This is a genomic window from Micromonospora sp. WMMD967 (assembly GCF_029626165.1).
Lineage (GTDB): Bacteria > Actinomycetota > Actinomycetes > Mycobacteriales > Micromonosporaceae > Micromonospora > Micromonospora taraxaci.
This window is the reverse complement of record NZ_JARUBK010000001.1, coordinates 4,578,975-4,604,295: the sequence shown is the minus strand read 5'-3', so window position 1 is coordinate 4,604,295 and position 25,321 is coordinate 4,578,975. Positions and strand designations below refer to the sequence as shown.

23 protein-coding genes and 1 riboswitch are annotated in these 25,321 nt (G+C 71.9%); of the genes, 14 read left to right on the top strand and 9 right to left on the bottom strand.

The annotated features are described in order from the left end of the window. Window positions 1-63 precede the first annotated feature (63 nt). Window positions 64-1,299 (bottom strand): lycopene cyclase family protein, encoded by a 1,236-nt coding sequence (locus tag O7631_RS20635; protein WP_278145735.1) that lies wholly within the window; start codon window positions 1,297-1,299, stop codon window positions 64-66. Between the two features lie 135 nt (window positions 1,300-1,434). Here O7631_RS20635 and O7631_RS20630 point away from each other — a divergent pair, with 135 nt between their 5' ends. The 3 genes from O7631_RS20630 to O7631_RS20620 all read left to right on the top strand — a co-directional run bounded on the left by O7631_RS20630 (window position 1,435) and on the right by O7631_RS20620 (window position 3,724). Continuing rightward, window positions 1,435-2,262, top strand: coding sequence for a metalloregulator ArsR/SmtB family transcription factor (locus O7631_RS20630; protein ID WP_278145734.1), 828 nt, complete (start codon window positions 1,435-1,437; stop codon window positions 2,260-2,262). 278 nt (window positions 2,263-2,540) lie between these two features. Next, on the top strand, window positions 2,541-3,026 hold the full coding sequence (locus O7631_RS20625; RefSeq protein ID WP_145782633.1) for a hypothetical protein: 486 nt from the start codon (window positions 2,541-2,543) through the stop codon (window positions 3,024-3,026). A gap of 86 nt (window positions 3,027-3,112) precedes the next feature. Further along, window positions 3,113-3,724 (top strand): class F sortase, encoded by a 612-nt coding sequence (locus O7631_RS20620; RefSeq protein ID WP_278145733.1) that lies wholly within the window; start codon window positions 3,113-3,115, stop codon window positions 3,722-3,724. A gap of 40 nt (window positions 3,725-3,764) precedes the next feature. Here O7631_RS20620 and O7631_RS20615 read toward each other — a convergent pair whose 3' ends face one another. Further along, complete coding sequence (locus O7631_RS20615) at window positions 3,765-4,475, bottom strand: MBL fold metallo-hydrolase (protein WP_278145732.1); 711 nt, start codon at window positions 4,473-4,475, stop codon at window positions 3,765-3,767. A gap of 76 nt (window positions 4,476-4,551) precedes the next feature. Here O7631_RS20615 and O7631_RS20610 point away from each other — a divergent pair, with 76 nt between their 5' ends. After that, window positions 4,552-4,965, top strand: a complete 414-nt coding sequence (locus O7631_RS20610) for a YchJ family protein (RefSeq protein ID WP_278145731.1) — start codon at window positions 4,552-4,554, stop codon at window positions 4,963-4,965. On the opposite strand, the gene O7631_RS20605 is transcribed toward O7631_RS20610, so the two are convergent. Both O7631_RS20605 and O7631_RS20600 read right to left on the bottom strand, forming a co-directional pair. Beyond that, complete coding sequence (locus tag O7631_RS20605) at window positions 4,941-6,233, bottom strand: MFS transporter (RefSeq protein WP_278145730.1); 1,293 nt, start codon at window positions 6,231-6,233, stop codon at window positions 4,941-4,943. The genes O7631_RS20610 and O7631_RS20605 overlap by 25 nt on opposite strands. Before the next feature lie 208 nt (window positions 6,234-6,441). After that, a complete protein-coding gene (locus O7631_RS20600; protein WP_278145729.1) occupies window positions 6,442-7,506 on the bottom strand; it encodes a hypothetical protein in 1,065 nt (354 codons plus the stop codon). Window positions 7,507-7,693: 187 nt separating this feature from the next. On the opposite strand from O7631_RS20600, the gene O7631_RS20595 reads away from it, so the two are divergent. Together O7631_RS20595 and O7631_RS20590 are read left to right on the top strand one after the other, a co-directional pair. Next, window positions 7,694-8,824, top strand: coding sequence for an N-acetylmuramoyl-L-alanine amidase (locus O7631_RS20595; protein WP_278145728.1), 1,131 nt, complete (start codon window positions 7,694-7,696; stop codon window positions 8,822-8,824). 115 nt (window positions 8,825-8,939) lie between these two features. Next, entirely contained in the window at window positions 8,940-10,514 is a 1,575-nt protein-coding gene (locus tag O7631_RS20590) for an FMN-binding glutamate synthase family protein (protein WP_278145727.1), read from the top strand. Window positions 10,515-10,591: 77 nt separating this feature from the next. On the opposite strand, the gene O7631_RS20585 is transcribed toward O7631_RS20590, so the two are convergent. After that, window positions 10,592-11,236: a class I SAM-dependent methyltransferase gene (locus O7631_RS20585; protein ID WP_278145726.1), complete on the bottom strand. Its 645-nt coding sequence runs from the start codon at window positions 11,234-11,236 to the stop codon at window positions 10,592-10,594. Window positions 11,237-11,345: 109 nt separating this feature from the next. Between O7631_RS20585 and O7631_RS20580 the strand changes: the two genes are divergently transcribed. The 3 genes from O7631_RS20580 (at window position 11,346) to O7631_RS20570 (ending at window position 13,665) form a co-directional block, all read left to right on the top strand. Continuing rightward, entirely contained in the window at window positions 11,346-11,975 is a 630-nt protein-coding gene (locus O7631_RS20580) for a TetR/AcrR family transcriptional regulator (protein ID WP_278145725.1), read from the top strand. Window positions 11,976-12,523: 548 nt separating this feature from the next. After that, window positions 12,524-13,084: an N-acetyltransferase gene (locus O7631_RS20575; protein ID WP_278145724.1), complete on the top strand. Its 561-nt coding sequence runs from the start codon at window positions 12,524-12,526 to the stop codon at window positions 13,082-13,084. Beyond that, entirely contained in the window at window positions 13,081-13,665 is a 585-nt protein-coding gene (locus tag O7631_RS20570) for a GNAT family N-acetyltransferase (protein ID WP_278145723.1), read from the top strand. The genes O7631_RS20575 and O7631_RS20570 overlap by 4 nt, the downstream gene beginning before the upstream one ends. On the opposite strand, the gene O7631_RS20565 is transcribed toward O7631_RS20570, so the two are convergent. Beyond that, window positions 13,560-14,534: a YafY family protein gene (locus O7631_RS20565; RefSeq protein ID WP_278145722.1), complete on the bottom strand. Its 975-nt coding sequence runs from the start codon at window positions 14,532-14,534 to the stop codon at window positions 13,560-13,562. The genes O7631_RS20570 and O7631_RS20565 overlap by 106 nt on opposite strands. A gap of 95 nt (window positions 14,535-14,629) precedes the next feature. On the opposite strand from O7631_RS20565, the gene O7631_RS20560 reads away from it, so the two are divergent. The 3 genes from O7631_RS20560 to O7631_RS20550 all read left to right on the top strand — a co-directional run bounded on the left by O7631_RS20560 (window position 14,630) and on the right by O7631_RS20550 (window position 16,771). Further along, entirely contained in the window at window positions 14,630-15,067 is a 438-nt protein-coding gene (locus tag O7631_RS20560) for a VOC family protein (RefSeq protein WP_278145721.1), read from the top strand. Window positions 15,068-15,124: 57 nt separating this feature from the next. Continuing rightward, window positions 15,125-16,312, top strand: a complete 1,188-nt coding sequence (gene dinB, locus O7631_RS20555; protein WP_278147979.1) for a DNA polymerase IV — start codon at window positions 15,125-15,127, stop codon at window positions 16,310-16,312. A 123-nt stretch (window positions 16,313-16,435) separates the two neighbouring features. Continuing rightward, the gene (locus O7631_RS20550) at window positions 16,436-16,771 is read left to right on the top strand and encodes a hypothetical protein (RefSeq protein ID WP_278145720.1); all 336 of its coding nucleotides are present in this window, start codon (window positions 16,436-16,438) and stop codon (window positions 16,769-16,771) included. An 88-nt stretch (window positions 16,772-16,859) separates the two neighbouring features. Here the strand turns inward: O7631_RS20550 and O7631_RS20545 are convergent, their stop codons facing one another. Both O7631_RS20545 and htpG read right to left on the bottom strand, forming a co-directional pair. Then, window positions 16,860-17,534 (bottom strand): transglycosylase family protein, encoded by a 675-nt coding sequence (locus O7631_RS20545; protein WP_278145719.1) that lies wholly within the window; start codon window positions 17,532-17,534, stop codon window positions 16,860-16,862. Continuing rightward, window positions 17,534-17,707: riboswitch (cyclic di-AMP (ydaO/yuaA leader) on the bottom strand. Its footprint overlaps the gene before it by 1 nt. Before the next feature lie 294 nt (window positions 17,708-18,001). Next, window positions 18,002-19,930: a molecular chaperone HtpG gene (gene htpG, locus O7631_RS20540; protein ID WP_278145718.1), complete on the bottom strand. Its 1,929-nt coding sequence runs from the start codon at window positions 19,928-19,930 to the stop codon at window positions 18,002-18,004. Between the two features lie 149 nt (window positions 19,931-20,079). Between htpG and O7631_RS20535 the strand changes: the two genes are divergently transcribed. Next, window positions 20,080-20,778 (top strand): SDR family oxidoreductase, encoded by a 699-nt coding sequence (locus O7631_RS20535; protein WP_278145717.1) that lies wholly within the window; start codon window positions 20,080-20,082, stop codon window positions 20,776-20,778. Window positions 20,779-20,842: 64 nt separating this feature from the next. Here O7631_RS20535 and O7631_RS20530 read toward each other — a convergent pair whose 3' ends face one another. Next, the gene (locus O7631_RS20530; protein WP_278145716.1) at window positions 20,843-22,294 is read right to left on the bottom strand and encodes a M28 family peptidase; all 1,452 of its coding nucleotides are present in this window, start codon (window positions 22,292-22,294) and stop codon (window positions 20,843-20,845) included. A gap of 206 nt (window positions 22,295-22,500) precedes the next feature. Between O7631_RS20530 and O7631_RS20525 the strand changes: the two genes are divergently transcribed. Further along, window positions 22,501-25,293 (top strand): ATP-binding protein, encoded by a 2,793-nt coding sequence (locus tag O7631_RS20525; protein WP_278145715.1) that lies wholly within the window; start codon window positions 22,501-22,503, stop codon window positions 25,291-25,293. Window positions 25,294-25,321: the final 28 nt, after the last annotated feature.

Sequence of the window (25,321 nt, the reverse complement as noted above, 5' to 3'; positions counted from 1 at the left end):
CTTTCGCCGCGCCCGCGCCGCCGGCCGGCGGGGCGCGCCGAGCTGCGGTGGGCGCGCAGGCCGCTACGGGCTGGGCTCCGCGCCGACCACGGCGGGCGGCACGGCCGGCGCGGGTCGGGTGGGCCGCAGCCGATCGCGGACGCGGTGCGCCGCGTCGCCGGCGGTGGCGGTGATCATCGGGAGCAGCCGGGTGGAGTTCATGATGGCGACCTCCTCGGCCGGGGTGGTCACCCCGTCGAGGAAGCGCAGCACCCGCTCGGCGGGGTTGCGGTCGAAGAGCCGGTCGAAGAAGTCCGGACCACCGACCCCGCCCCGGTCGAGCGCCCGCAACGCCACCGCGTCCATCCAGCGGTGCCGGCGGGGGTACGCCGCCTGGGGCACCGGCGGTCGCCCCGCCGCGAGGGCGCGGGCCACCTGGTCGGCCTGGCGGTACATCGCGGAGAAGGTGAAGCCGGTCGAGGGGCGGGTCGCGCCGCCGGCCGTACCGAGTCGGACCACCCGGGGCGAGGGCCGGGCCGGAAACGGCGCGTCGGTCATCGGGATCACGCCGTTCTCCACCTCGCGTATCCGCAGTCCGGCCGGGTCCAGCCCGAGCAGGTCCCGGTAGCCGGCCAGCGCCGCGTCGTACCCGGCGTCGGTGAGCAGGTCGGGCGAGAACTCGGTGTACTCGACCAGGGCGAAGCGGTCGCTCACCGGCAGCACGTACCCGAAGGAGACGCCCCGCGGCGGCTGCGGGGTGCGGAAATCCATCAGCACCGCCCGGGCCGGGTCGAAGACGGGACGGTCGGCCTCCAGCCACCAGCCGCGGAAGTGCTGCAACCAGGTGGTCCGCCCCGCTCGTGCCGGCGGGCGGGGGCGTGAGTCGAGCACCCATCCGGCCCGCACGGTCTGCCCGTCGCCGGTGCGCACCCGCACCCGCGTGCCGTCGTCGGTCACCGTGTCTGCGGGCGCGACGATCCGGGTGGCGTCGAGCCGACGCTCGGCCGCGGCAGCCCGGTCGTAGACCGGGCCGGAGCGGAGCATGGCGTACCGCAGCGGGGTCAGGTCCAGGACGCGGCGTCGCGCCGCGGTCGTCACCTCGACCTGTTGCCAGCTCGCGCTGAGCAGCGGGTCGAGGTCGGTGCCCGGGTGGCCCCAGAACGCCCAGGTGCGGTCCTGACCGCGCCGGCGGACCGGGTCGACGACGGCGATGCGCAGGTCGTGGACGCCGTGCCGGTCCAGCGCGGCGAGCAGCAGGGACGCCGCGCCGCCGCCGCCGAGCAGCGCGAGGTCGACGTCCAGCGGCGCGGATTCGGTCACCCGTCCCACGCTGCCACATCGGTGCGCGGCCCTTCACGCCGCTCCGGCCGGCGTGCGGTGCCACGCTTGACGAGCAACCATCCGGTTGCCTATCTTGATGGGCAACCAGACGGTTGCCTATTGGGGGGAGGGTCGGTGGACGAGGCGTTCCGGGCACTGGCCGACCCCAGCCGACGTCAGCTTCTCGACCGGCTCAACACGCGCAACGGCCAGACCCTGCGGGAGCTCTGCGACGGGCTGGCGACGACCCGGCAGGCCGTCAGCAAACACCTCTCGGTGCTGGAGGCGGCCAACCTCGTCACGAGCGTGCGGCGGGGCCGGGAGAAAGTGCACTACCTCAACGCCGCCCCGATCAACGCCATCGCCGACCGATGGCTCAGCCACTACGACCGTGCGCGCGCATCCGCCCTCGCCGACCTGACCACCGCATTGGAGCGACACACCGTGGAGAGCCCGACCTTCGCCTACACGACGTATGTCACCACCACGCCACAGCGACTGTGGGCCGCACTCATCGAACCGGCGTTCACCCGTCGCTACTGGGGTGGGATCGCCCTCGTGTCGGACTGGCAGGTCGGGTCACCCGTGCTGTGGCAGGACGCGCCCGGCGACGAGCCCCGCGATCTCGGCCAGCGGGTGCTGGCCGCGGAGCCGTACCGCCTCCTGTCCTACAGCTGGCACGGCTTCCAACCCGAGCACGCCGAGCACTTCGGGTGGTCCGCCGAGGAGTTGGCGGCCCGACTCGGCGAGCGTCGGTCGACGGTGACGTTCGAGATCGAGCCGCACGGCCCGGCGGCCGTCCGGCTGACCGTGATCCACGACGACTTCTCCCCCGACAGCGAGATGCACCGGGCCATCAGCGGCCAACTCGACGGCAGTGGAGGCTGGCCGGAACTGCTGGCCAGCCTCAAGACGCTCCTCGAAACCGGCGAGCCGATGCCCGAGGCGACCCCGGCCGGCTGACCGGACGCCCAGCCGGCGTATTTCCGTCAATACCTCGCCATCAGCCCAGCCGCGACAGCCCGACATCGACCGGAGGACCGGCGCTGCTCGGACCGTCCGGGCCTTTGCGCAGCTCTCCCCGCCTTCGGGTGGACACGTGACGGCAACGAGGAATTCTCATTTTCACCTGATCGTGGGCCCAACCCACCTAGTGTTGGGCACACCGGTGCTAGTCACGGAGTTGGCCACCCGAACGACGTCCCACGCAGTCAGCGGACGAAAAGTGAGGGAAGACGCGTATGAAGGTCTCAACAGCACTCTGCTCGGCGGCGCTCGGCGTGGGCCTCGGCACACTCCTGCTGCCAGGCGCCGCACTGGCCGACACCACGGTGTCACCGGCCACCACCCCGGTCGGAGGGACCGTCGTGCTCACCGCGACGACCTGCAACCCGAAGTCGGGTGACGCCCTGTTCCGGGTCACCGGCCCCAACCGCGACCAGAACGTCAGGTCCACGACAGCCGCCGCCGGCGGTGGGCTGAGCGCCGAACTCTTCACCGCCGGGTTCACCCTGGGCACGTACACGGTGGCCGCGACCTGCGGCGACGGCAGTTCGGCAGGCAGCGCGACGTTCACCGTCACCCCGATCGGCGGCGCGCCCGCCGGCTCCGGCGGCGACAGCCGCGACAACGGCGCTCTGGCCGCCGGAGGCACGCTGCTCGGCACCGCCCTGGCCGGCGCGGTGATCCTGGTCCGCCGGCGTCGCCCGGTGTCCACTGTCGCCTGATCGGCGGCTGTTCCATCCCTGAGGACGGGTGCCCGCGCCGGCGACACCGGCGCGGGCATCCCGACGATCCCAACGGAGGTGCCCACGTGTGGTGGCGGCGGACCCTACCGGCGGCGGTCGCCCTGCTCGCCGTGAGCGGGCTGGGGCTGATCACGGTCGGCCTCACCGCCGACCCGGCGACGCCACCACGACCGCCCGCCGACGCGCCACGACGCACCCAGCCGGCACCGGACCTGGTGCCGCTCCCGCGCGCCGCGCCGGTCCTGGTGCAGATCAGCGCCATCGGCGTACGCGCGGAGGTCGTCCCCGTCGGGGCCGACGCGGCCGGGGTGCTGGAGGTGCCGCCACTGGACCGGCCCACCCTCGCCGGCTGGTACCGGCACGGGGTGAGCCCCGGTGAGACGGGCAACGCCGTCCTGGTCGGACACGTCGACTCACCGGCCGGCCCGGCGGTCTTCTTCGACCTCGGGCGGCTGCGCGCCGGCGAGCAGATCCAGGTCACCCGCGCCGACACCCAGGTCGCCACGTTCACAGTGGACGACGTGCGGGCGTACCCCAAGGAGCACTTCCCGACCACGCTCGTCTACGGCCCGGCGGACGCCGCCGCGCTGCGCCTGATCACCTGCGGCGGTCGGTTCGACGCCGCGACCGGCAACTACGTCGACAACGTCGTCGTCTTCGCCACCCGCACCGCCTGATCCACAGCCCGCCGCTCCGGCTGGCTGTGAGGCCGCTTGCTCAGCGGTGCGTCGAGAGGAAGGCGCGGATCTTCTCCCGGGGGTTGTCGGTCAACTCCGGGCCGTGGGTGAAGGCCGCGAGGTCGTACTCCAACTCGCCGAACACGTGGGCGGTCTGCTGGGTCATCTGGAAGTTGCTGCACAGCACCTTCGGCGAATAGCGGACCCCGAGAATGTTGAACAGCGCGTCCCCGGTGATCAACAGTCGGGTCGGTTCGTGCAGCAACGACACGTGACCCGGCGAGTGGCCGGGGGTGTGCACCACCCGCAGGCCACCGCCGACGTCGAGCACGTCGCCGTCGGCCAGCGGCTGCGCCACCCGCACCGCCGGGAACCGGCCGCTGTTGAGCCGGGCGAAGAGCCGGCCGCCGGTCACGGTTGGGTCGCTGACCGGCGCGCGGCCCTCCTCGGCGTACGGAACGTCGCCGACGTGCGCCGCCACCGGGGCACCCGTACGCCGCGACATCTCCGCCGCACCACCCGCGTGGTCGGGGTGCGCGTGGGTGAGCACGATCCGGGTGACGTCGGCGGGCACCTTGCCGATCGCCGCCAGCCCGCGCACGATCCGGGCCGGTGCCTTGGCCAGCCCGCAGTCGACGAGCGTGACGCTGCCGTCGCCGTCGACGAACGCGTACGAGTTGACGGCTGAGCTGCCCACGGTGGGGATGCGCCATACGTTCGGGGCGAGCGGCACGGCAGGCGATCGCGTCATGCCGCGAGTCTAGGAACGGTCGTCAACCGGCCCGGGTCACCGTCGGGCGGTGCGGCCGGTACGGCAGGATGGCGAGGTGGGTAAGGCACGCCGACGGGCGAACACGACGACGGGACGGGCCTGCCCGTGCGGCTCCGGGCAGGCGTACGCGGACTGCTGCGCTCCGGCGCACAGCGGCGACAAGCCAGCGCCCACGGCCGAGGCGCTGATGCGCTCCCGGTTCAGCGCCTTCGCCCTCGGCGACACCGGCTACCTGCTGCGCAGCTGGCACTCGTCGACCCGACCCACCTCCATTGAGCTTGACCCGGGGCAGCGGTGGACCCGGCTGGAGATCGTCGGCACCGAGCGGGGCGGCCTGCTCGACACCGCCGGCACCGTCACCTTCCACGCGCACTACCGCAACGCCGGGCAGCCCGGCACGATGACCGAGCACAGCCGGTTCGTCCGCGAGGACGGCCGATGGGTCTACCTCGACGGTGACCAACCCTGACCGCTCGTCGACGCGGCGGCGTCTCGAGGCCTCACCACGGGCCGCCGACGGCGGGTAAGCAGCACCACCGCCAGCACCCCGTACGGCACGGCCGTCACCGTGAAGGCCACCGCGTTGCCGGCCACCGTGGCGAGCAGGCCGTAGCCGGCGTACGTCACGATGATCAACACGTCGGTGGCCATTCCCGCCAGTGACGTGACGGTGGCCCGGCTGGTGCCGGTGATCCGGGCCTGGAGCCGCGCGTCGGCCAGCACGGTGGCCAGCTGGGCAGCGCCGAACGCGACAGCGAGCAGCACGAACCCCGCCGGGTGCCGCAGCAGGGCACCCCCGGCCAACGCAACGCCGACCAGACCCAGCAGCGCGGCGTAACCCCGACTGCCCCACCGCTCCCCCACCGGGGCGAGCAGTCCGCCGACGGTCACCCCGGCCCAGAGCAGCAGGAGCAGCAACGGCACGGCCTGCGCCCCGGCACCGGTGTCCAGGGCGAGCAGCGGGGTGTACTCGTCCAGGGCGCCCCAGTCGGCGGCGACCACGGCCACCAGCAGCACGGCGGCCCGTACCGGCGGGCGGGTGCGAACCTGGGCCACCCCGGCCCGCAGCGTCTCCCACCACCCCAGGTCGTCATCGTCGTCCGGCCCGGCCGCGTCGTCCGGCCCGGCCGCCTCGTTCGCGACGGGTGCTGGGCGGCGCTCCGGGAACCGGGCGGCGACCGCCGCGGCGAGCAGACAGGCGAGTACGCTGGCGGCGCCCACCGCCGGGTAGCCGCCGGCGGCGAGCACCGGGCCGGCGAGCACCCCGGAGAGCACCACGCCCAGCACGCCGGCTGTCCGGGAGCGTCCGAGCACCCGGGCGTACCGATCAACAGCGCCGAGCCGCTCCAGTTCGGTCCAGACCAGCGCCTCCAGCGCGCCGGAGACCAACGCTCCCCCCGCTCCCCAGAGCAGGAACCCGAGAGCGAACGCCGGGTACGACGGCACCAGCACCCAGAGCGCGAACCCGGCGGCGCTCACCAGCGGGGCGAGGCACAACAGCAGTCGGCGGGACACCACGTCGGCCCACGCGCCGGACGGCACCTCGAACAGGATGCCGGCGGCCGACCAGATGACGAAGAGCGACGAGATCTGCCCGACGGACAGCCCGGTGTCGGCGAAGAACACCACGTACAGCGGGTAGAGCAGGACAAGGTCGCTGAGGAACGCGTACCCGTAGAGTGTTGCCGTCAGCCGGCGGACCGCCGGGTCGGGCACGCGCGAGGCGATGTGAATCATGGGGCCTTCCCGTGGGAGTGGAGACGGACACCGGATGTGCGGTGCCCGCGGTGGCCCACGGGATCGGGCTACGCGGCGGGATCAATGTCGCCAGGTCATGCCCGGATGCTAGCCGCGCCCTGTCATGCCCGCCAGCGCTTTCGGCGTGCCGGACGACGTGCGGCGGGGTGGGATCCCGAAGGATCGCACCCCGCCGATGACGTGCGTGTCAGCGCCGGTTCGGGTCGACCGGCGGGAGGACCGTGGTCGCCTCACTGTCGTCGCTGGTACGCGGGCCGGGCACCGCGCCGCCGGCACTCACCACCTGGGTCGTGTCGGCGTCACCGGCGCGCACCACCTGGGTCGCGTCGGCGTCACCACGACTCACGACCTGGGTCGCGTCCGCGCCGGACGGTCGGGTCACGACCTGGGTGGCCTCCGGGTCGGACGGTCGCGTCACCGTCTGCGTGGCCTCCGGGTCGGACGGTCGGGCCACCACCTGCGTGGCCTCCACGTCGGTGCCGACGAAGGACGGCCGCGCCGCCGGCTCGGCGGGGGCTGCCGCCGCGCGGGCCAGCTCGGCCTCGGCGTCGCGGCGACCGGCCCGGTAGGCGCGGGCGTGCTCGGCGATCAGCTGCGACTCCTGCTCGGCACGGGTCAGCCACCCCTCCCACCGGCTCTGCATAGGACGGATGAGACCACCGCCGACCCCGACGACGAGGATGCCGCCGATCGTGGCCAGCACGGCGATCAGCACCGGAGTGGTGACCGCGGTGGCCACACCGATCTGGTTCAGCGCGGCGATGACGCCCAGGCCGAGGATGAACACCGAGGCGGTGGTGGCCAGCACCCGGCCGTACGACAGGCCGCCGAGCGCGCCGCTGATGATGTCCTTCACCGCGCTGGCGATGGCGGCGGACACCACGACGATGACGATCGCGACGAAGGCGCGGGGCAGCCACGCGATCACCGCGCCGAGCAGGTCGGAGATCGGGTTGGGCCCCCAGATGCCGAAGGCGAGCTGAAGGGTGAACAGCAGCAGGGCGTAGTAGACGAGCTTCGCGACGATGTCGCTGGCGTCGTACCGGGAGCGACTCAACGCGCGGCGGACGCCGCCGCGTTCGACGGCGCGGTCGAAGCCCACGCGCTCCAGGACCTTCTCCACGATCTTCAGCGCGGCCTTGGCGATCAGCCATCCGGCCACCAGGATCGCCAGGAAGGCGACGGCCTTGGGCAGGAAGAGCATCACCGAGCGCAGGGCGTCACCCACCGCGTCGCTGACGTTGTCACTCATGTGGTCATTCCTCTACGGGGCAGCCGGGACAGTCGGTCCCGACCTACCCTCACCGGCCCGTGGAGAAACGCCGGCCTGGTTGGACGGGGTCTAGCGCGCGGACGAGTCTTGGCAATATTCTCCGGGGTGCGTGCGGCCACTGGAGCTACTTTTCATCCCCCCGCCGTGGGCCGCAGGAGGAGATGTCATGCACGTCGACCATTCCGAACTGGATCGCCGGACACTGCTGCGGGCCGGTCTCGGCGCCGCCACCGTCGCCGTCGTCGGGAGCGAACTCGCCTTCCCCGCCTCGGCGCAGGCCGCCCCCGGCACCGACCTGGACTGGATCATCAGCTGCGACGAGTGGGCCGCCCGCCCCCCGAAGGACCCGCTGTCGGTCAGCGCCATCGCCACCAACAAGATCATCGTGCATCACATGGCATTCCCGAACGTCACCGACTACTCCCGCGAGCAGGCGGTCAAGCTGGCCCACGACTGCCAGGACCTGCACATGGACGGCAACGGCTGGTCGGACACCGGCCAGCACTTCACGGTGAGCCGGGGCGGCTACGTGCTGGAGGGACGCCGGGGCAGCCTGGAGCGCCTGGAAGCCGGCGACCGGCAGATGATCTCCGCGCACTGCCCGGGCGAGAACGGCCGCGCCATCGGCATCGAGAACGAGGGCACCTACGTCACCGAGACGCCGCCGAAGGCCCTGACCGATTCCCTGGTCAAGCTCTGCGTCGCGATCTGCCGACAGTACGGGCTGCACGCGTACGACATCTTCGGCCACTGGGACTTCCGCACCACCGAGTGCCCGGGCGCCGCCTTCTACCGGCAGTTCCCCGAGCTGCGGCGGCGGGTACACGCCGCCCTCGGCACCAAGCTGGGCGACGTGCCGGCGCGCCGTTGGCCGGACCTGTGGCGCTTCGTGAACTCCCCCTCGGTCCGGGTCGTGCAGCACCTGCTCGCGCACCGGGGCTACGCGGTGGCGGTCAGCGGCACCTTCGACGCCGCGACCGTGGCGGCGGTGCAGGACTGGCAGGCCCGCAACGGCATCCCGGTGGACGTGGACGCCACCCTCACCCCGCCGACCTGGGAAACGCTGGCACCGGAGCTGGACCAGCACGCCACCGGCGCGCCCGTCACGGCCGTCCAGGAAATGCTCGCCACCAAGGGGTACGCGGTCACCGTCACCGGGGCGTACGACCACGCCACCCGGGCCGCCGTGCAGGACCTGCAGGCGCTGCACGGCCTGCCCCGCAACGGCAAGGTCAGCACGAGCACGTGGTGCACGATCGTCGGCGGTTCGGTCCGCCAGTCGTACCGGCACCGTTGAGCCCGAGGAGGCGGTGTGGGCCCGGGTCCGCACCGCCGCCGGCCCGGCCCGGCCACCAGCGCCAACGCGCCGTCGGACGGTTTGAGCCGACGTGCGGACGGAGAAAGTGCCGGACATGACATGGGCCCGTCGAGCCGTACCCGCTGCTGCCGCCGCCGTCGCGGCCCTCGCCGCGCGGGATCTGATCCAGCGCGACCACGCGTTGCTGCGCAACTTCCCGGTGCTCGGACGCGCCCGCTACCTGTTGGAGGCGATCGGGCCGGAGCTTCGGCAGTACATCGTGGCCGGCAACAACGAGGAGCGGCCGTTCACCCGCGACCAGCGCCGCTGGGTGTACGCGTCGGCGAAGCAGCAGAACAACTACTTCGGCTTCGGCACCGACAACGACATCGAGTACACCCCCGGCTATCCGATCATCAAGCACCGCACGTTCGGCCGGGCCGTTCCGCCGTCCACACCGACCGCTGGGCACGACGTCCGGCTACCCTGCGCGAAGGTGCTCGGCGCCGCCCGGGGACGGGCCCGCGCGTTCCGCCCGGAGTCGGTGGTCAACATCTCCGGGATGAGCTTCGGCTCGCTCTCCGGCAACGCCATCGCCGCGCTGAACAAGGGGGCGGCGCTCGCCGGCTGCCTTCAGAACACCGGCGAGGGCGGCCTGTCGCCGTACCACCGCAACGGCGGTGACCTGGTCTTCCAACTCGGCACGGCGTACTTCGGTTGCCGCGACGAGCAGGGCCGGTTCAGTCTCGACCGCCTCAAGGACCTGGTTGCCGGCGCGCCGGTGAAGGCCTTGGAGATCAAGCTGAGCCAGGGCGCGAAGCCGAGCCTCGGCGGTCTGCTGCCCGGCGCCAAGGTCTCCGCCGAGATCGCCGCCACCCGCGGCATCCCGGCCGGGCGGGACTGCGTGAGCCCGTCCCGGCACGCCGAGTTCTCCGACTGCGACAGCCTCCTCGACTGGGTCGAGCTGTTGGCGGCCGAGACGGGCCTGCCGGTCGGTATCAAGTCGGCGGTCGGCGACCTTGGCTTCTGGCAGGAGTTGGCCACGCTGATGCGCGACACCGGCCGCGGCGTGGACTTCGTGACGATCGACGGCGGCGAGGGCGGCACCGGCGCCGCGCCACTGATCTTCACCGACTCGGTGTCCCTCCCGTTCCAGCAGGGCTTCACCCGGGTGTACAAGATCTTCGCCGAGCACGACCTGCACGAACAGGTGGTCTTCGTCGGCGGCGGCAAGCTCGGCCTGCCGGACAACGCCATCGTCGCCTTCGCGCTCGGCTGCGACATGGTCAACGTCGGTCGGGAGGCGATGCTCTCCATCGGCTGCATCCAGGCGCAGAAGTGCCACACCGACACCTGCCCCACCGGCGTCGCCACCCAGAACGCGTGGCTCGCCCGGGGCCTGGACCCGGCGCTGAAGTCGGTGCGGGCGGCCAACTACCTGCGAACGTTGCGCCGCGACCTGACCAGGGTCGCCGAGGCCTGCGGCGTCGAACACCCCGGCCTGATCGACACGGATGCCGTGGAGATCCTGGACGGCCGCACCGGCTCCAGCCCCCTGCACGAGGTGTACGGCTACCAGCGGCGCTGGGGTCTGCCCTCGGCAGCCGACCAGGCGGAGATCGTGCGACTGATGACGCCGGAGGCACCGCAGGGCGGCAGCGCCCCACCGTCGGCCACCGCCGTGGGCTGACGAGCGACGGAACCACGCCTGACCCGGCCCGGCCCGCTGGCGATCCGGCGTCAACCTGCTCAGGTTGACCTCTTCGATCAGCGGCCCGTCCAGCAGCTGAGCTCCATGCCATCCTCGACCGGGAAGTCGATGCTGACGTAGCCGTTGCCCGGGTCTCTGACGTAGGTCACGTAGTCGCTCATCGACTCGAACGTGGAGTCGTCGCCGACGACCAGGGCGCCCGGGGCGAGCCGGTCCTCGATCAGGCGCAGGACGGGCAGGCACATGTCCTTCCAGCCGTCGAGCAGCGCCAGGCCGATCGGGCCGCCGACCATGCCGAGGGTGGTCAGCGCGTCTCCCTCGAGCACTGTCACGAGGTCGCTGAACCCGGCCGCCTCGATATTGGCGCGGGCCGCCTTGACCTTGGTCGCGCTGAGCTCGGTCGTGATGACGTGCCCGATCCCGCTGTCGCGCACGGCCGCGGCGAGGTAGAGCGTCGAGATTCCGTACGAGGTGCCGAACTCGACCACCGTCTGCGGTCGGGCCGCGCGGACCAGGGCGTAGAGCAGGTCGCCGCCGCTAGCCGAGATCGGCATGTAGACCTCTTCAAGCAGGTCGGAGCGTTCCTGGGGGGTGACCGTGGGTGCGGGTCGGCCTGGCGAGCGCTCATCGTCGCGCTCGGCCTCGGTGAACAGCCGGGCGATCAGGTCGCGGTCGGCGGGGTCGTGCAGTATCGTCGTCATGGCAGATAGACTAGACGCAACGTTGCGTCTAGTAAAGACCCGGATCTTGTAACGTCTCGGAAGACTTGAACTCCTCACGGGAAAGACGTCTCACGGGAAGGAGCGCCTGATGCATCGCGGCAACCGGCACGGCCGGAGCGAGGCGGCCCGCGAGGCCGTGCTCCAGGCGGCGGACGACCTCGTCGCCGAGATCGGCTACGCCAAGGTCACCATCGAGGGCATCGCATCCCGGGCCGGGGTCGCCAAGCAGACGATCTACCGGTGGTGGCGTTCCAAGACCGACATCCTGGTCGACGCGTTCACCGCCGACAGCGCCCAGGAGCTCACGCTGCCCGACACCGGCGCCTTCCGTACCGACCTGCGCGCCCACCTCGACGAGTTGGTCCGCTTCCTCGAGGTGTCCGACTCGGGCGCGGTGTTCCGGGCCCTGGTCGGTCAGGCCCAGCATGATCCGGAGCTGGCCGCCCGGCTGCGCGCGGAGGTTCTGCCGCAGCTGCGCGCCCGCGACCGAGTGCCGTTCGACCGGGCAGCGGCACGGGGCGAGCTGCCCGCCGCGGCCGACGTCGACCTCCTCGTCGACGAGGCGGTCGGGCCGATCCACTTCCGGGTGCTCGTGACGGGTGAACCTGTGACACCCGCACTGCTGGACGCGCTGGTCACCAGGGCAGGCCAGGGACAGCCGGGGGCACCACCCGGCCAGGAACAGCCGGGCGCGGCAGACGCGGAACTCGACCGTTGAGGGCGACGTCGCCTCCGAGCAGCGTGGGGATCGGCGCGACGGCCATGCGTCGTACAGCTCCCGTTCGGCCGAGAGGTAGCCCTTCTGGAACGAGCGGGCCAGGGTGTTGGCGTCGTACCAGTCGCCGCCGTCGACCGGGACGTGCCTCGGCTCGACCATCTGGCCTGGGAACGGATTCCGGATCCCGGGGCCACGTTCCCCAATAAGCGATATACCTGTGAGTCATATTTATGCCTCACAGGTATATCGCTCGTTCCTGCGACATGCAGCGCAATGATCACCACCACTTCTCGCGGCAAGCATGAGGCCACAGCGTCGGACGCTCGGCATTCAGCCGCGGGGCGGGGCACGCGGGCACGACACGACACGCCACGGCACGCCACGCAGCGCACGGCATCCGCCGCACGGCAGCCGGCACGCGGCAGCCGGCACGCGGCAGCCGGCACGCGGCAGCCGGCACGCGAATCAACAGGCCGCGCACGCCGGCGTCGGCCTTCAGCGGGATAAACGCGTGGAGCCGCCGCCAGGAACACCCGTATCGTGGCGCGGTGCTGATCAGACGTGAGACACCCGCCGACGTCGACGCCATCCGGGCGGTGCACGCCGCCGCATTCGCCAAGACCGGCGACGGCAACGACAGCGGCGACGGCGACGGCGACGGCGACGGCGACGGCCTACCGGTGGAGGCGACACTGGTCGACGCGCTTCGTGCCGACGACGGCTGGCTGCCCACGTACTCCCTGGTGGCTGTCGATTCGGACGGCCAGGTGGTGGGTCACGTGGTGGCCACCCGCGGCCTGGTGGGCGGTGAGCCGGTGGCGTTGGGCCTGGGGCCGCTCGGCGTGCTGCCCGACTGGCAGCGACGCGGCGTCGGCAGCGCGTTGATGCACGCGGTGCTCGGCGCGGCCGACGCGCGGGACGAGCCGCTCGTGGTGCTGCTCGGGCATCCCGACTACTACCCGCGCTTCGGTTTCGGGCCCGCCGTCGACCTGGGCGTCACTCCGCCACAGCCCTGGGGGCCGCAGTACTTCATGGCCCGTCCGATGGCCGCGTGGCGCGACTCGATCCGGGGTGAGTTCCGCTACGCGCGCCCGTTCGACGACCTGTGACCACACCGCGCATCCGCCGACGGCGTGCCGCCGACCTCGACGGATGCGTCGCGGCGCTCGCCGAGGTCCACCGGGTCGACCGGTATCCAGTGAACTGGCCCGCCGATCCGCGCCGCTGGCTGAGTGAGCCGCGCCCGGACCACGCCTGGGTCGCCGTCGCCGACGACGCGGCGATCGTCGGGCACGTCGCGGTGCACCGGGTGGTGCCCGGGCCGGCGGGCGCGTCGCCGGCCCGGCCGACGGCCGAGGTGGCACGTCTGTTCGTGGCGCCGGGCGCCCGGGGGTCGGCGCTGGGGAGTGCGCTGCTGGACCGGGTTCGCCGGTGGGCGAACGCGCGTGGGACCGCCCTGGTGCTGGAGGTGACGTCGGACAACGCAGCGGCGGCGGCGCTCTACGAGCGCACCGGATGGCGGTGCACCGGCACGAGCACCGCGCCGTGGACCGCACCCGACGGCAGCGCGGTGTCGCTGCGTCACTACACGCTGTCCGCTGACGCGGGGCCGGCCATCGCCGTGAGCCGACGCGCGAGCAGGGCCGCGGCGTCGCGCAACTCCGGAGGCTCCAACACCTGCACCTCGTAACTCAGACGGGCGAGGTGCGCGGCGAGCCAGTCCAGGCGCTCCCCGCCGACGACCAGCACGCACCACCCGTCGCGGTCTTCCTCGACCCGCCCCACCTGGGGCGGCACCGCCTCCCGCACCTGGTCGACCGTCGCGCGCACACGAGCCCGGGCGAGATACCGGTACGACGCCTCGGTCACGGCCCGCTGCACGAAGGCGACCGGGTCCGGGTGCTCGCGCGCCCGGAAACGCCAGGTCGTCGCGAACGCGGTAGCCATCCGGTCCAGGCGGAACGTCCGCCAGTCGTCGCGGTCCACGTCCCAGGCCATCAGGTACCAGCGGCGACCTGTCGTGACCATCCGGACCGGCTCGACCGTCCGCTCGTGCTGCCCACCGTTGCGTGCCTCGTAGGTGAATCGCACCCGCACCGCGTCGCGGCAGGCTCGGGCCAGCGTCACCAGCACCTCCGCGTCGATCTCGGCCACCGGACCCATGAGCGTCTCCGTGGAGCCGTGCACCGCACGCACCTCGGCGCGCAACCGTGCCGGCATGACCTGGTCGAGCTTCGTGAGGGCCCGCAGGGCCGCCTCGCCCGCGCCGGCGATCGTGCCGCCCGAGGCGAGGCGCAGCGAGACCGCCGTCGCGATCGCCTCCTCGTCGTCGAGGAGCAGCGGCGGCAGTCGGGTGCCCGCACCGAGCTGGTAGCCACCACCGACCCCCGGTGCCGCGTGCACGGGATAGCCGAGCGCACGCAGTCGCTGGACGTCACGACGCACACAACGGTCGGTGACACCGAGCTCGGCGGCGAGGTCCGCGGCCGTCCAGGACGGCCGCCGCTGGAGCAGCGCCAGCAACCGCAACACCCGCTCGGTCGTCGCCTCGACGGTCACCCGCCGATCGTTACACACAACGCGGAACGCCTCTGTCCGCTATCAACGAGAGGCTGGGCCCATGACCGACCAGGATCACGAGACAGGGAGCTGAGATGGCCCGCGACATGCAGATCACCGTCGACTGCGCCGACCCCGCCGCGTTGGCGGCGTTCTGGGCCGAGGCCCTCGGCTACCAGGTGCAGGGCCCGCCCGGGACCTTCGCGTCCTGGGAGCAGGCGCTCGACGCGATGGGGGTGCCGCCGGAGCACCGCAACGACGCGTCGGCGGTGGTCGACCCCGAGGGCTCGCGACCGCGCCTGTTCTTCCAACGGGTCCCCGAGCCCAAGCAGGTCAAGAATCGCGTACACATCGATGTGCGGGCCGCACCCGGGCTGGAGGGTGACGAACGGATGGCGGCCCTGGAGAAGGAGGCCGAACGGCTCGCCGCGCACGGTGCCACCCGGCTCAGTCGCCACGAGCCCGCTCCCCCGCTGGGTGCCGGTCACCTCGTCATGGCCGACCCGGAGGGCAACGAGTTCTGTCTCGACTGACGCCACGTTCGCCCAGGTCACTGCCGCGATCACCGGATGCCATGCGAACATGTGTACGTGTCGCCCGGTGCCAGCATCCTGCACGCCGACCTGGACGCCTTCTACGCGTCGGTCGAGCAGCGCGACGATCCACGCCTGCGTGGCCGGCCGGTGATCGTCGGCGGGGGCGTGGTCCTCGCGGCCAGCTACGAGGCGAAGGCGCGGGGCGTCCGCAGCGCGATGGGCGGCCAGCAGGCACGCCGGCTGTGTCCGGACGCGATCGTGGTGCCGCCGCGGATGTCGGCGTACACGGCGGCGAGCCGCGCGGTCTTCGAGATCTTCCGGCAGACCACTCCGCTGGTCGAGGGGCTCTCCATCGACGAGGCGTTCCTCGATGTGGGTGGCCTGCGGCGGCTGGTCGGGCCACCGGCCGACATCGCCGCGCGGCTGCGTCGGGAGGTTCGGGAGCGGGTCCACCTACCGATCACGGTGGGTGTGGCCCGCACGAAGTTCCTGGCGAAGGTGGCCAGCGGGGTGGCGAAACCCGACGGTCTGCTGGTGGTCGCACCGGACGCCGAGACGGCTTTCCTGCACCCCCTTCCGGTCGAACGGTTGTGGGGCGTCGGCCCGGTCACCTCCGCGAAGCTGCGGGAGCACCGGATCCGTACCGTCGGCGAAGTCGCCCGGCTCGGTGAGGCCGCGTTGGTGTCGCTGCTCGGGTCCGGTGCCGGCCGGCACCTGCACGCCCTGGCGCACAACCGTGACCCACGCGCGGTGCAGGTCGGTCGCCGACGCGGCTCGATGGGTGCCCAACACGCGCTGAGCCGTACCCCGCACGCCCCGGCGGAACTGGACGCCATCCTCGCCGGCCTGGTCGACCGGGTCACCCGCCGGATGCGCGCGGCCGGGCGCTCCGGGCGCACCGTGGTGCTGCGGCTGCGCTTCGGCGACTACAGCCGGGCGACCCGCTCGCACACCATCGGCAAGGCGACCGCGGACACGACGCCGCTGCTCGCCGCCGCGCGCGCGTTGCTGCGGGCGGCGCAGCCGGAGATCGACAGTCGTGGTGTCACGCTGATCGGTGTGTCGGTGGGCAACCTGGACGACAGTCCGGTGCAGCCGGAGTTGCCGTTCCACCGCGACCCGGGCGCGGAGTTGGACGCCGCGGTCGACGCGGTCCGCGACCGGTTCGGCTCGACGGCGCTCACCCGTGCGGTCCTGCTCGGCCGGGAGCCGGGTGTCGAGATGCCGCTGCTGCCGGATTGACCGATCTGCGTGCGGTGTCCGCGCGCGAGTTGCGACAGGAGACACATCACAGCAGGTCGGCGGTTTAGCCGGCGGCCGACGGGTGACCCTTGAGGGGTACAGCCTGACAAGGGGGGACCCACCATGTCCGACGACACCAGCAACCGAGCGAGCCGCGGCGCCGAGCGCCCGCACGACGTGACCGACCCGCTGCTCTGGCAACTGGCGATCGACGTGTTGAGCGCCCACGAGCCGGACGACGAGGGTCAGTGCCGCAATCTCCAGTGCGCCGGGCAGGCCTGGCCCTGCGCTGCCCGTCAGGGTGCCGAGCATTCGCTGCGCCTGTCCCGCGGCGGGTCTGACTCCGTCGAGGTGACCGTCGACGGCGGGACCGACCTGGCACCGGCCTCTCGCTGGGGTCGTAACGCCGGCCCGGTGGCGCCTCGTCGAGCACCGAAGGCGTCCGCCTCGGCGGCGTGACCCGAACCCGACCCGGCACTCGGGCTGACCAGCGCAGCACACACGAACGCTCGGCCGGTGATCCGGCCGAGCGTTCGTGTGCCGTCGGTCAGAGGCTGAGCTTCTGACCCGGGAAGATCAGACCGGGGTCGGCCCCGATCAGCTTCCGGTTGTGCTCGTACAGCGCCTGCCAGCCGCCGGACACCCGGTGGGCGTCGGCGATCTCCGACAGGGTGTCGCCCGGCTGGACCAGGTACGTCTGGCCGCCCGACGGCGACGCGGTGCGCTCATGGTTGCGGGACGCCGGCTGCTCGCCGCGCGACGGCCGCTCCTGCCGTTCCTGCCGCTCGGTGGGCTTGGCGGTGGACTTCGTCGACTTGGCGGTGGACTTCGTCGACTTCGTGGCGGAGCCGCCCGACGAGCCGCCCTTCTTGCCGCAGGTCGGCCAGGCACCGATCCCCTGCCCGGCGAGCACCTTCTCGGCGATGGCGATCTGCTCGCCTCGGCTGGCCAGATCGGCGCGGGCGGCGTACTTCTTGCCGCCGTAACCGGCCCAGGTGCTCTGCGAGAACTGCAGGCCACCGAAGTAGCCGTTGCCGGTATTGATCTTCCAGTTACCGCCGGACTCGCACTTGGCGATCGCGTCCCAGTTGACTCCGGCCTGCGCCGGGGCGGCCGGGCCGAAGAGGGCGACAGCGCCGGTGACCGCGCCGACGGCCAGGGTGCCGACGGCGAGGCGGCGGGTGGTGACCCGTCGATGACGGGGCGTGTGAACTGACGTCATGTGAGCTTCCTCCACGCCGGCGAGGTGAGCTGTCGGGTTCGGGCCGAGGAGCCCGGCCGCACGGTGGCGGCTTCACCCCGAGGTGACGTGCACCGAGGAACGTGTGGGTCCCCCGCTCCTGCCCGGGTGACTGGGTTCCGACGGCCGGGGGCAGGATTTGGCGTTGCCGGCCGTGGTGTCCGCAGTGGCGAACCCGACCGACGTTAGGCACGGTCGGTGACGATCGCCCAACCCCTGTGAAGTTGTTCACCGGGCTACGCGGGGCGTCACCCGCAGCGGTTGCGGGCGAGTGGCCACTGTGCAGAGAGCACTGTGGACCGGTTTCGATCAGGCCCGTGGCGCAGCCAGATCACGGTGTGTCGCCGAGCGACTCGACGTGTCCGTTGGTGATCGGATGCTCGACGTCGCACGCCGAACCGGCCGGCGGGTCCCCTGGTCGGGTGGCCCACCGGCCGGGTGTCGACCGTCTACAGAGTGCGCGCCAGCCGATCGGCGAGCGTCCGGGTGAAGCGGGCCGGGTCGGCCAGCTCACCGCCCTCGGCGAGCACCGCCAGGCCGTAGAGCAGCTCTGCGGTCTCGGTCAGGGCCGCCTGGTCGCTCCCCTGCTCGTGGGCCTTACGCAGCCCGGAGACCAGCGGGTGCCCGGGGTTGATCTCCAGGATCCGCTTGGTCGGGGGCACCTCGTGCCCCATGGCCCGGTACATCTTCTCCAGGGTCGGCGTGAGGTCGTGGGCGTCGCCGACGACGCAGGCCGGTGAGGTGGTCAGTCGCGACGACAGGCGGACCTCCCGGACGCTGTCGGTCAGCGTGGTGCCGAGCCAGTCGAGCAGGCCGGCGAACTCCTGCCGCTGCTGCTCGCGCTCGGCCTCGGCCTGCTGCTTCTCCTCGTCGGTGTCCAGGTCGATCTCGCCCTTGGCGATCGAGCGCAGCGTCTTGCCGTCGTACGCGCCGACCCGCTCGACCCACACCTCGTCGACCTGGTCGGTGAGCAGCAGCACCTCGTGACCCTTGGCCCGGAAGGCCTCCAGGTGCGGCGAGTTCTCGATGGCGGCCCGGGACTCACCGGTGGCGTACCAGATGTCGGTCTGGCCGTCCTTCATCCGCGAGACGTAACCGGCCAGGTCGGTGGGCTCGGTCGCGTCGTGGGTGGAGGCCACGGAGAGGATGTCCAGCAGGGTGTCCCGGTTGTCGGTGTCGTCGATCAGCCCTTCCTTGACCACCGCGCCGAACTCGGTCCAGAAGGTGCGGTAGCGCTCGGCGTGGTTGGCCTTCAGGTCCTTGACGGTGGCGAGGATCTTCTTGACCAGGCGGCGACGGACGATCTGGATCTGCCGGTCCTGCTGGAGGATCTCCCGGGAGATGTTCAGCGACAGGTCGTGCGCGTCGACCACGCCCTTGACGAAGCGCAGGTAGGTCGGGACGAGCGCCTCGCAGTCGTCCATGATGAAGACACGCTTGACGTAGAGCTGGACGCCTCGGCGACCCTGGGGGGAGAACAGGTCAAGTGGTGCGTGGCTGGGCAGGAACAGCAGCGCCTCGTACTCGAAGGTGCCCTCGCCCTTCATGTGCACGACCTCGAGCGGGTCGGCCCAGTCGTGGCTGACGTGCTTGTAGAACTCGTTGTACTCGGCGGCGTCGACCTCGTCGCGGGGCCGCGCCCAGAGCGCCTTCATGGAGTTGAGGGTCTGCACCTCGCTGGTGGCGGCCTCGCCGTCGGCGCCGGGGCGTTCGACGGTCATCCGGATGGGCCAGGCGATGAAGTCGGAGTATCGCTTGACGATGTCGCGGACGGTCCACTCGGCGGTGTAGTCGTGCAGGTTGTCCTCGGTGTCGGCCGGCTTGAGGTGCAGGGTCACAGTGGTGCCCTGCGGGGCCTCGTCCACCGCCTCGATCGAGTACGTGCCCTCGCCGGTGGACTCCCAGCGGGTGCCGCCGGTCTCGCCGGCCTTGCGGGTGACCAGGGTGACCCGGTCGGCGACCATGAACGCGGCGTAGAAGCCGACGCCGAACTGGCCGATCAGGTCCTGCGAGGCGCGCGCGTCGGCGGATTCGCGCAGTTGGCGCAGCAGCTCGGCGGTGCCCGACTTGGCGATGGTGCCGATCAACTGGACGACCTCGTCGCGGGTCATCCCGATGCCGTTGTCCCGCACGCTGAGGGTGCGGGCGTCCTTGTCGACCTCGAGCGTCACGTGCAGGTCGTCGGTGTCGGCGACGAGGTCCTTGTCGACGAGAGTGGCCAGCCGCAGCTTGTCCAGGGCGTCGGAGGCGTTCGAGATGAGCTCCCGCAGGAAGACGTCCTTGTTCGAATAGATCGAGTGGACCACCAACTGGAGGAGCTGACGCGCCTCGGCCTGGAACTCCAACGTTTCGGCCTGGTTGCTCACACCGTCTCCCATCTCGGCTCGTGCGGGGTTTCGCGGAAAGGATACGAGTCGTCACGGGCCGGGGTGCCGCCGCGTCCGGGTCGCATTCCCGATTGAGGGGGTCGTCGGTGTGACATGGCTGACTTTGGTTAACAGAAGTCAGGTGGGATAGCGTGACCGCCATGAAGATCTCTGGAAGCACCGCCCTCGTCACCGGCGCCAACCGCGGCCTCGGCCGCCACCTGGCCGCCGAACTCCTCGCCCGCGGCGCCACCGTCTACGCCGGCGCGCGCAACCCGGACACCGTGGACCTCCCCGGCGTGACGCCGGTGCGCCTGGACATCACCGACCCCGCCTCGGTGGCCGCCGCCGCCGAGCGTGCCGGCGGCGTGAACCTGCTGGTCAACAACGCGGGTATCGACACCCGCACCGACCTCCTCGACGGCGACCTGGACCTCGTCCGGCTGGAGCTGGAGACCCACTACATCGGCACCCTGTCCACGGTCCGGGCGTTCGCGCCGGTCATCGCCGGCAACGGCGGCGGAACGATCCTCAACGTGCTGTCCGTGCTGTCCTGGGTGAACTTCCCGATGCACGCCGCCTACGGTGCCGCGAAGTCCGCCGAATGGGCGATGACCAACGCGCTGCGCCTCCAGCTCGCCGAGCGGGGCGTCCGGGTCGCCGGCCTGCACGTCGGCTACCTGGACACCGACATGGCCGCCAATGTGACCGGCCCGAAGTCCGACCCCGCGGTGATCGCCCGGCTCACCGTCGACGGCATCGAGGCCGACGCGTACGAGATCGTCGCCGACGACGTCAGCCGGCGGGTGCAGGCCGGATTCCCCGGCGGCGTGGCGGCGCTCTACCCCCAGCTCCCCTGATCCACGACGCGACGGGCCGCCGCCGGCGAACACCGGCGGCGGCCCACCCGCACGACGTACGCGGTCAGCTCGCCTGCAACGCCACGTCGTCGAGCACGAAGCTGGTCTGCAACGACGAGTCCTCGGTGCCGGTGAACCTCAGGGTGACCGTCTGACCGGCGAACCCGGCCACGTTGAAGCTGCGCTGGGTGTAGCCGGCAGCCGCGTTCAGATTCGAGTACGTCGCCAGCGTGGTGGAGCCCACCTGCACGGTGAGCCGGTCGTACGCCGTGGAGCCGGTGGTCTCGGCGGTGTCGATGTGCAGCCAGAACGACAGCGTGTAGCTGGCACAGCCGGCCGGCAGCGTCACCGACTGCGACAGGCTCTCCGTGCTGGAGCTGCCGTTGCCGCCCAGCCACGCCTTGTACGACCCGGTCCTCGCAGGCTGGCTGCTGGAATTGGTGATCACGCCGGAGGACGCGGTCCACGGGGTGCTGCCGCTCTCGAAGCCGCCGTTCCCGATCACCTGACCGCCGGTGCAGGTCGGGGTGCCGCCGCTCACGGCGAGCTGCCACAACGCGTACGCGACGCCGTCGGCCGCCCGGTTCAGCACGGTGGCGCTGACGTTGGCGGTGGTGTCGCAGGACCGGTGGTAGCAGGGGTCGTACGCGGCGTTCGCGGTGCCGCCCCACTTGGCCGCCTGGGCGCTGGTCTTGCGGGCGCTGGCGCCGGCGGCGTAGCCGGAGGTGGGGATGCCGGCCTGCTGGAAGTAGTAGTCGTCGGAGCGGCCCTGACCCTCGACGTTCTCCTCGGGTTGCAGACCCAACGAGTCCCAGTACGCCTTCAGCGGCGCCGCCGTGGTCGAGGTGACCCGGTTGATGAAGTAGCCGCCGTTGACCGAGCCGACCATGTCGAAGTTGTAGTAACCCTTGATGTAGCCGCGCTGCGTGGAGGTGAGCGAGTTGACGTAGAAGCGGGAGCCGTTGAGGCCCTGCTCCTCGTCGGTCCACCAGGCGAACCTGACCTTCTTCGTCATGGTCGGGTTCTGCGCGGCCAGGACCAGCGCGTTCTCCAGGAGGGTCGCCGAGCCGGTGGCGTTGTCGTTGATGCCGGGGCCGGCCGAGACGCCGTCCAGGTGGGCGCCGAACATGACCACCTGGTCGGTCGGGCCGCCCCGCCACTCCGCGATGAGGTTGTTCGACGGGTACCGGCAGCTGGAGCAGTACTGCTCGCTGACGGTGTAGCCGGCAGACTGCAGTCTGTTCTTGACGTAGGTGAGCGAGGCCGTGTAGCCGGCCGAGCCGGCCCGCCGGTTACCGCCGTTGTTGGTGGCGATGCTGCTGAACTGGGCGAGGTGGGCTTGGACGTTGCTGACCGAAATGTCCGGTGCGGCCATCGCGGCGACGGTGGCGGCGATCGGCCGGGCCATCGTCGTCACGGTCGTGGGCGACGCGACCACCGGCTGTGCGGCCAGCGCCACCGTCATCCCGGCGAACACGGCGAGCGCGACTACCGCGCTCAGCGTTCTGCCTCTCATGGGGGCTCCTCGGGGAGTTGAAGGGATACCCGAGACACTTACAGATGTCGATGCAATGAGCATCGGTCGTTCGTCCCGAACCACCGACGGTTCGACGGTGGGTACCGGCGTCGGCACAGGTGAGTAGAGGTGCCAGGATGGGTAGGTAACGCCAGCAGGGGTCGTCGGGCCCGGAACGGGGGGCTTGCGATGGGGCCGGGTCGAGCGTGACACGACCCAGCATTGACCTGTTCAGCGGCGGTGGCGACACCGGTCGGCTGATGGCCGGGCTGGACTGGACCCGTACGCCGCTCGGCCCGGTCGACGGGTGGCCGCAGAGCCTGCGGGTCGCGGTCCGGCTGGTCCTCTCCTCCCGTTACCCCATGCTGCTGCTCTGGGGCGAGGAGTTCTCCCAGCTCTACAACGACGCGTACTCCACGCTGATCGGCGACAAGCACCCCGCCGCGCTCGGCGGCGACGTACGGGTGACCCTGGCCGAGGGCTGGGACGTGCTCGCCCCGCTGATCCAGCAGGCCATGACGACGGGGGTGGCCAGCTGGGTCCCGGCCCTGCGGCTGCTGCTGGAGCGGGCCGGCTACCGCGAGGAGGCATACTTCAACGTCTCGCACGCCCCGGCCCGGGACGACGACGGCCGTACCGTCGGCGTGTTCACCGTGTGCAGCGAGGTCACCGAGCAGGTCGTCGGCGAACGCCGGCTGCGGCTGCTGCGCGACCTGTCCGTCCTCGGAGACGGTCGCACCGTCGACGTGGACGCGACCGGCGCCCGGTTGATCGAGACGATCGGCGGTCACCCGTTGGACGTCCCGTTCGCCGCCATCTACCTGCGCGACGGCGCGTCCCTGCGGCGGCTCGCCCGCACCGGCGGCGGCCAGGGCACACTGCCGGACACCGTCGACCTGGCCGACCCGGGCCCGGTCGCCCACGCCTGGGGGCTGCCGGACGCCGCCGAGGGTCGTCCGGCCCAGGTCTCCGACGTCACCGACCGGATGACACTGCCCGCCGGCGCGTGGGACGACCCCGTCCACACCGCGCTGGCGCTGCCACTGCCCTCCGGCGACGAGGACCAACCGCTCGGTGTCCTGCTGGCCGGGGTCAGCCCGAGCCGACGGCTCGACGAGGCGTACCGGTCCTTCCACCAACTCCTGGCGCAACAGGCCTCCCTGGCGTTGCGCAACGCCCAGGAGCACGAGGAGGAGCGGCGCCGGATCGAGGCGTTGGCCGAACTGGATCGGGTGAAGACGGACTTCTTCGCCAACGTCAGCCACGAGTTCCGTACTCCGTTGACACTCATGCTCGGCCCGCTGGCCGACGCCCTCACCGACACCACCGCGCCCCTGGCGGCCGTGCAGCGGGAGCGGGTGGAGACCGCGTGGCGCAACGCCACCCGACTGCTGACGCTCGTCAACAGCCTGCTCACCTTCTCCAGCCTGGAAGCCGGTCGCGCTCGCAGCGATGCCCGAACTGTCGACCTGTCCGCGCTCACCGCTGAGCTCGCCGGCGTGTTCCGGGCCGCCGTCGAACGAGCCGGACTGGCCCTGGAGGTGGTCTGCCCTCCGCTGCCACGGCCGGTCACGATCGACCCCGTCAACTGGGAACGCATCGTCACCAACCTGCTGTCCAACGCCCTGAAGTACACGTTCATCGGCCGGATCCGGGTCAGTTTGGACGCCGACGACGAGGAGGTACGCCTCACCGTCGCGGACACCGGCATCGGCATCGCCGAGCAGGACCTGCCGAAACTCTTCGAACGCTTCCACCGGGTGCGGGGCACCCGCTCGCGCAGCCACGAGGGCACCGGCATCGGCCTGGCCCTGGTGAACGAGCTGGCCCGACTTGAGGGCGGCGAGGTGCGGGTGACCAGCCGGGTGGGTGTCGGCAGCACCTTCACCGTGGTGCTGCCCTGGTCGGCGACACGCCGCAGCGCGGTGGCCGACCCGCCGGCGGAACGCCGGGGTGACGCGGCCCGCGCCGCCGTGCAGGAGGCGGCCGGCTGGCTCGCCGAGGCGAGCGACAACCCGACCGAACCGGAGCACACCTCCGGGCCGGCCGCGGACGAGCTGGCCGGCGCACGGATCCTGGTCGCCGACGACAACACCGACATGCGGGCGTACCTCAGCAGGTTGCTGACCGGGCAGGGCTGGCGAGTGCGGGCCGTCACCGACGGCCGGCAGGCCCTCGACGAGGTCCACCGCGAACGGCCCGACCTGGTCCTCACCGACGTGATGATGCCGGTGCTGGACGGTTTCGACCTGCTACGCCGGCTCCGCGCGGACCCGGCGACCCGGGCGCTGCCGGTGCTGGTGCTGTCCGCCCGTGCCGGCGGTGAGGCCAGCGTGGAGGGCCTCGGCCTGGGCGCCGACGACTACCTGGTCAAGCCGTTCGCCGCGGCCGAACTGATCGCCCGGATCCGGGCCGCCATCCGCCGGGCCCGCGACCGTCACGACCCGGTCGGCACGTGGACGGGCGACACCCCACCGGCCCACGCTGGTGCGGTCGCGGCGGTCCCGGAGCCGACGGCCGAGGACGGAGGAACGGCGGTCGGCGTCGCCACCGGCAGGTCGGACGGCGGCGCGTCCACGCGCGATGCCGCCGTGGCCGATCGGGACGGCACCGGCGACGTCCTGGACACCAACTGGACGTACCCCTCCGCGCCCACCTCGGCGGCGCTGATGCGCGGAGATGTCCGACGGACGCTGCGCGACCTCGCTGTCGACCCGGACGTGCTGGAGGACCTGCTGCTGGCCGCGTCCGAGGCGGTGAACAACGCCGTCGAGCACGCACAGCGGCCCAGCCGCCCGGAGGTACGGGTACGGGTCCAGGTGGGTGACGGTCTGGTCCGGATCTCGGTGCGGGACTTCGGCACCTGGCGGGACCGGCGACCGGCGATGGACCGGGGCCGCGGCGCACTGCTCATGAACGCCTACGGCGACGTACGGCTGGTCTCCACCACCGCGGGGACGACGGTGACGATCGAACGCCGGCTGGACGACCCGGCCTGAGTGGCCGGCCCGAGGTCACCAGCCGTCG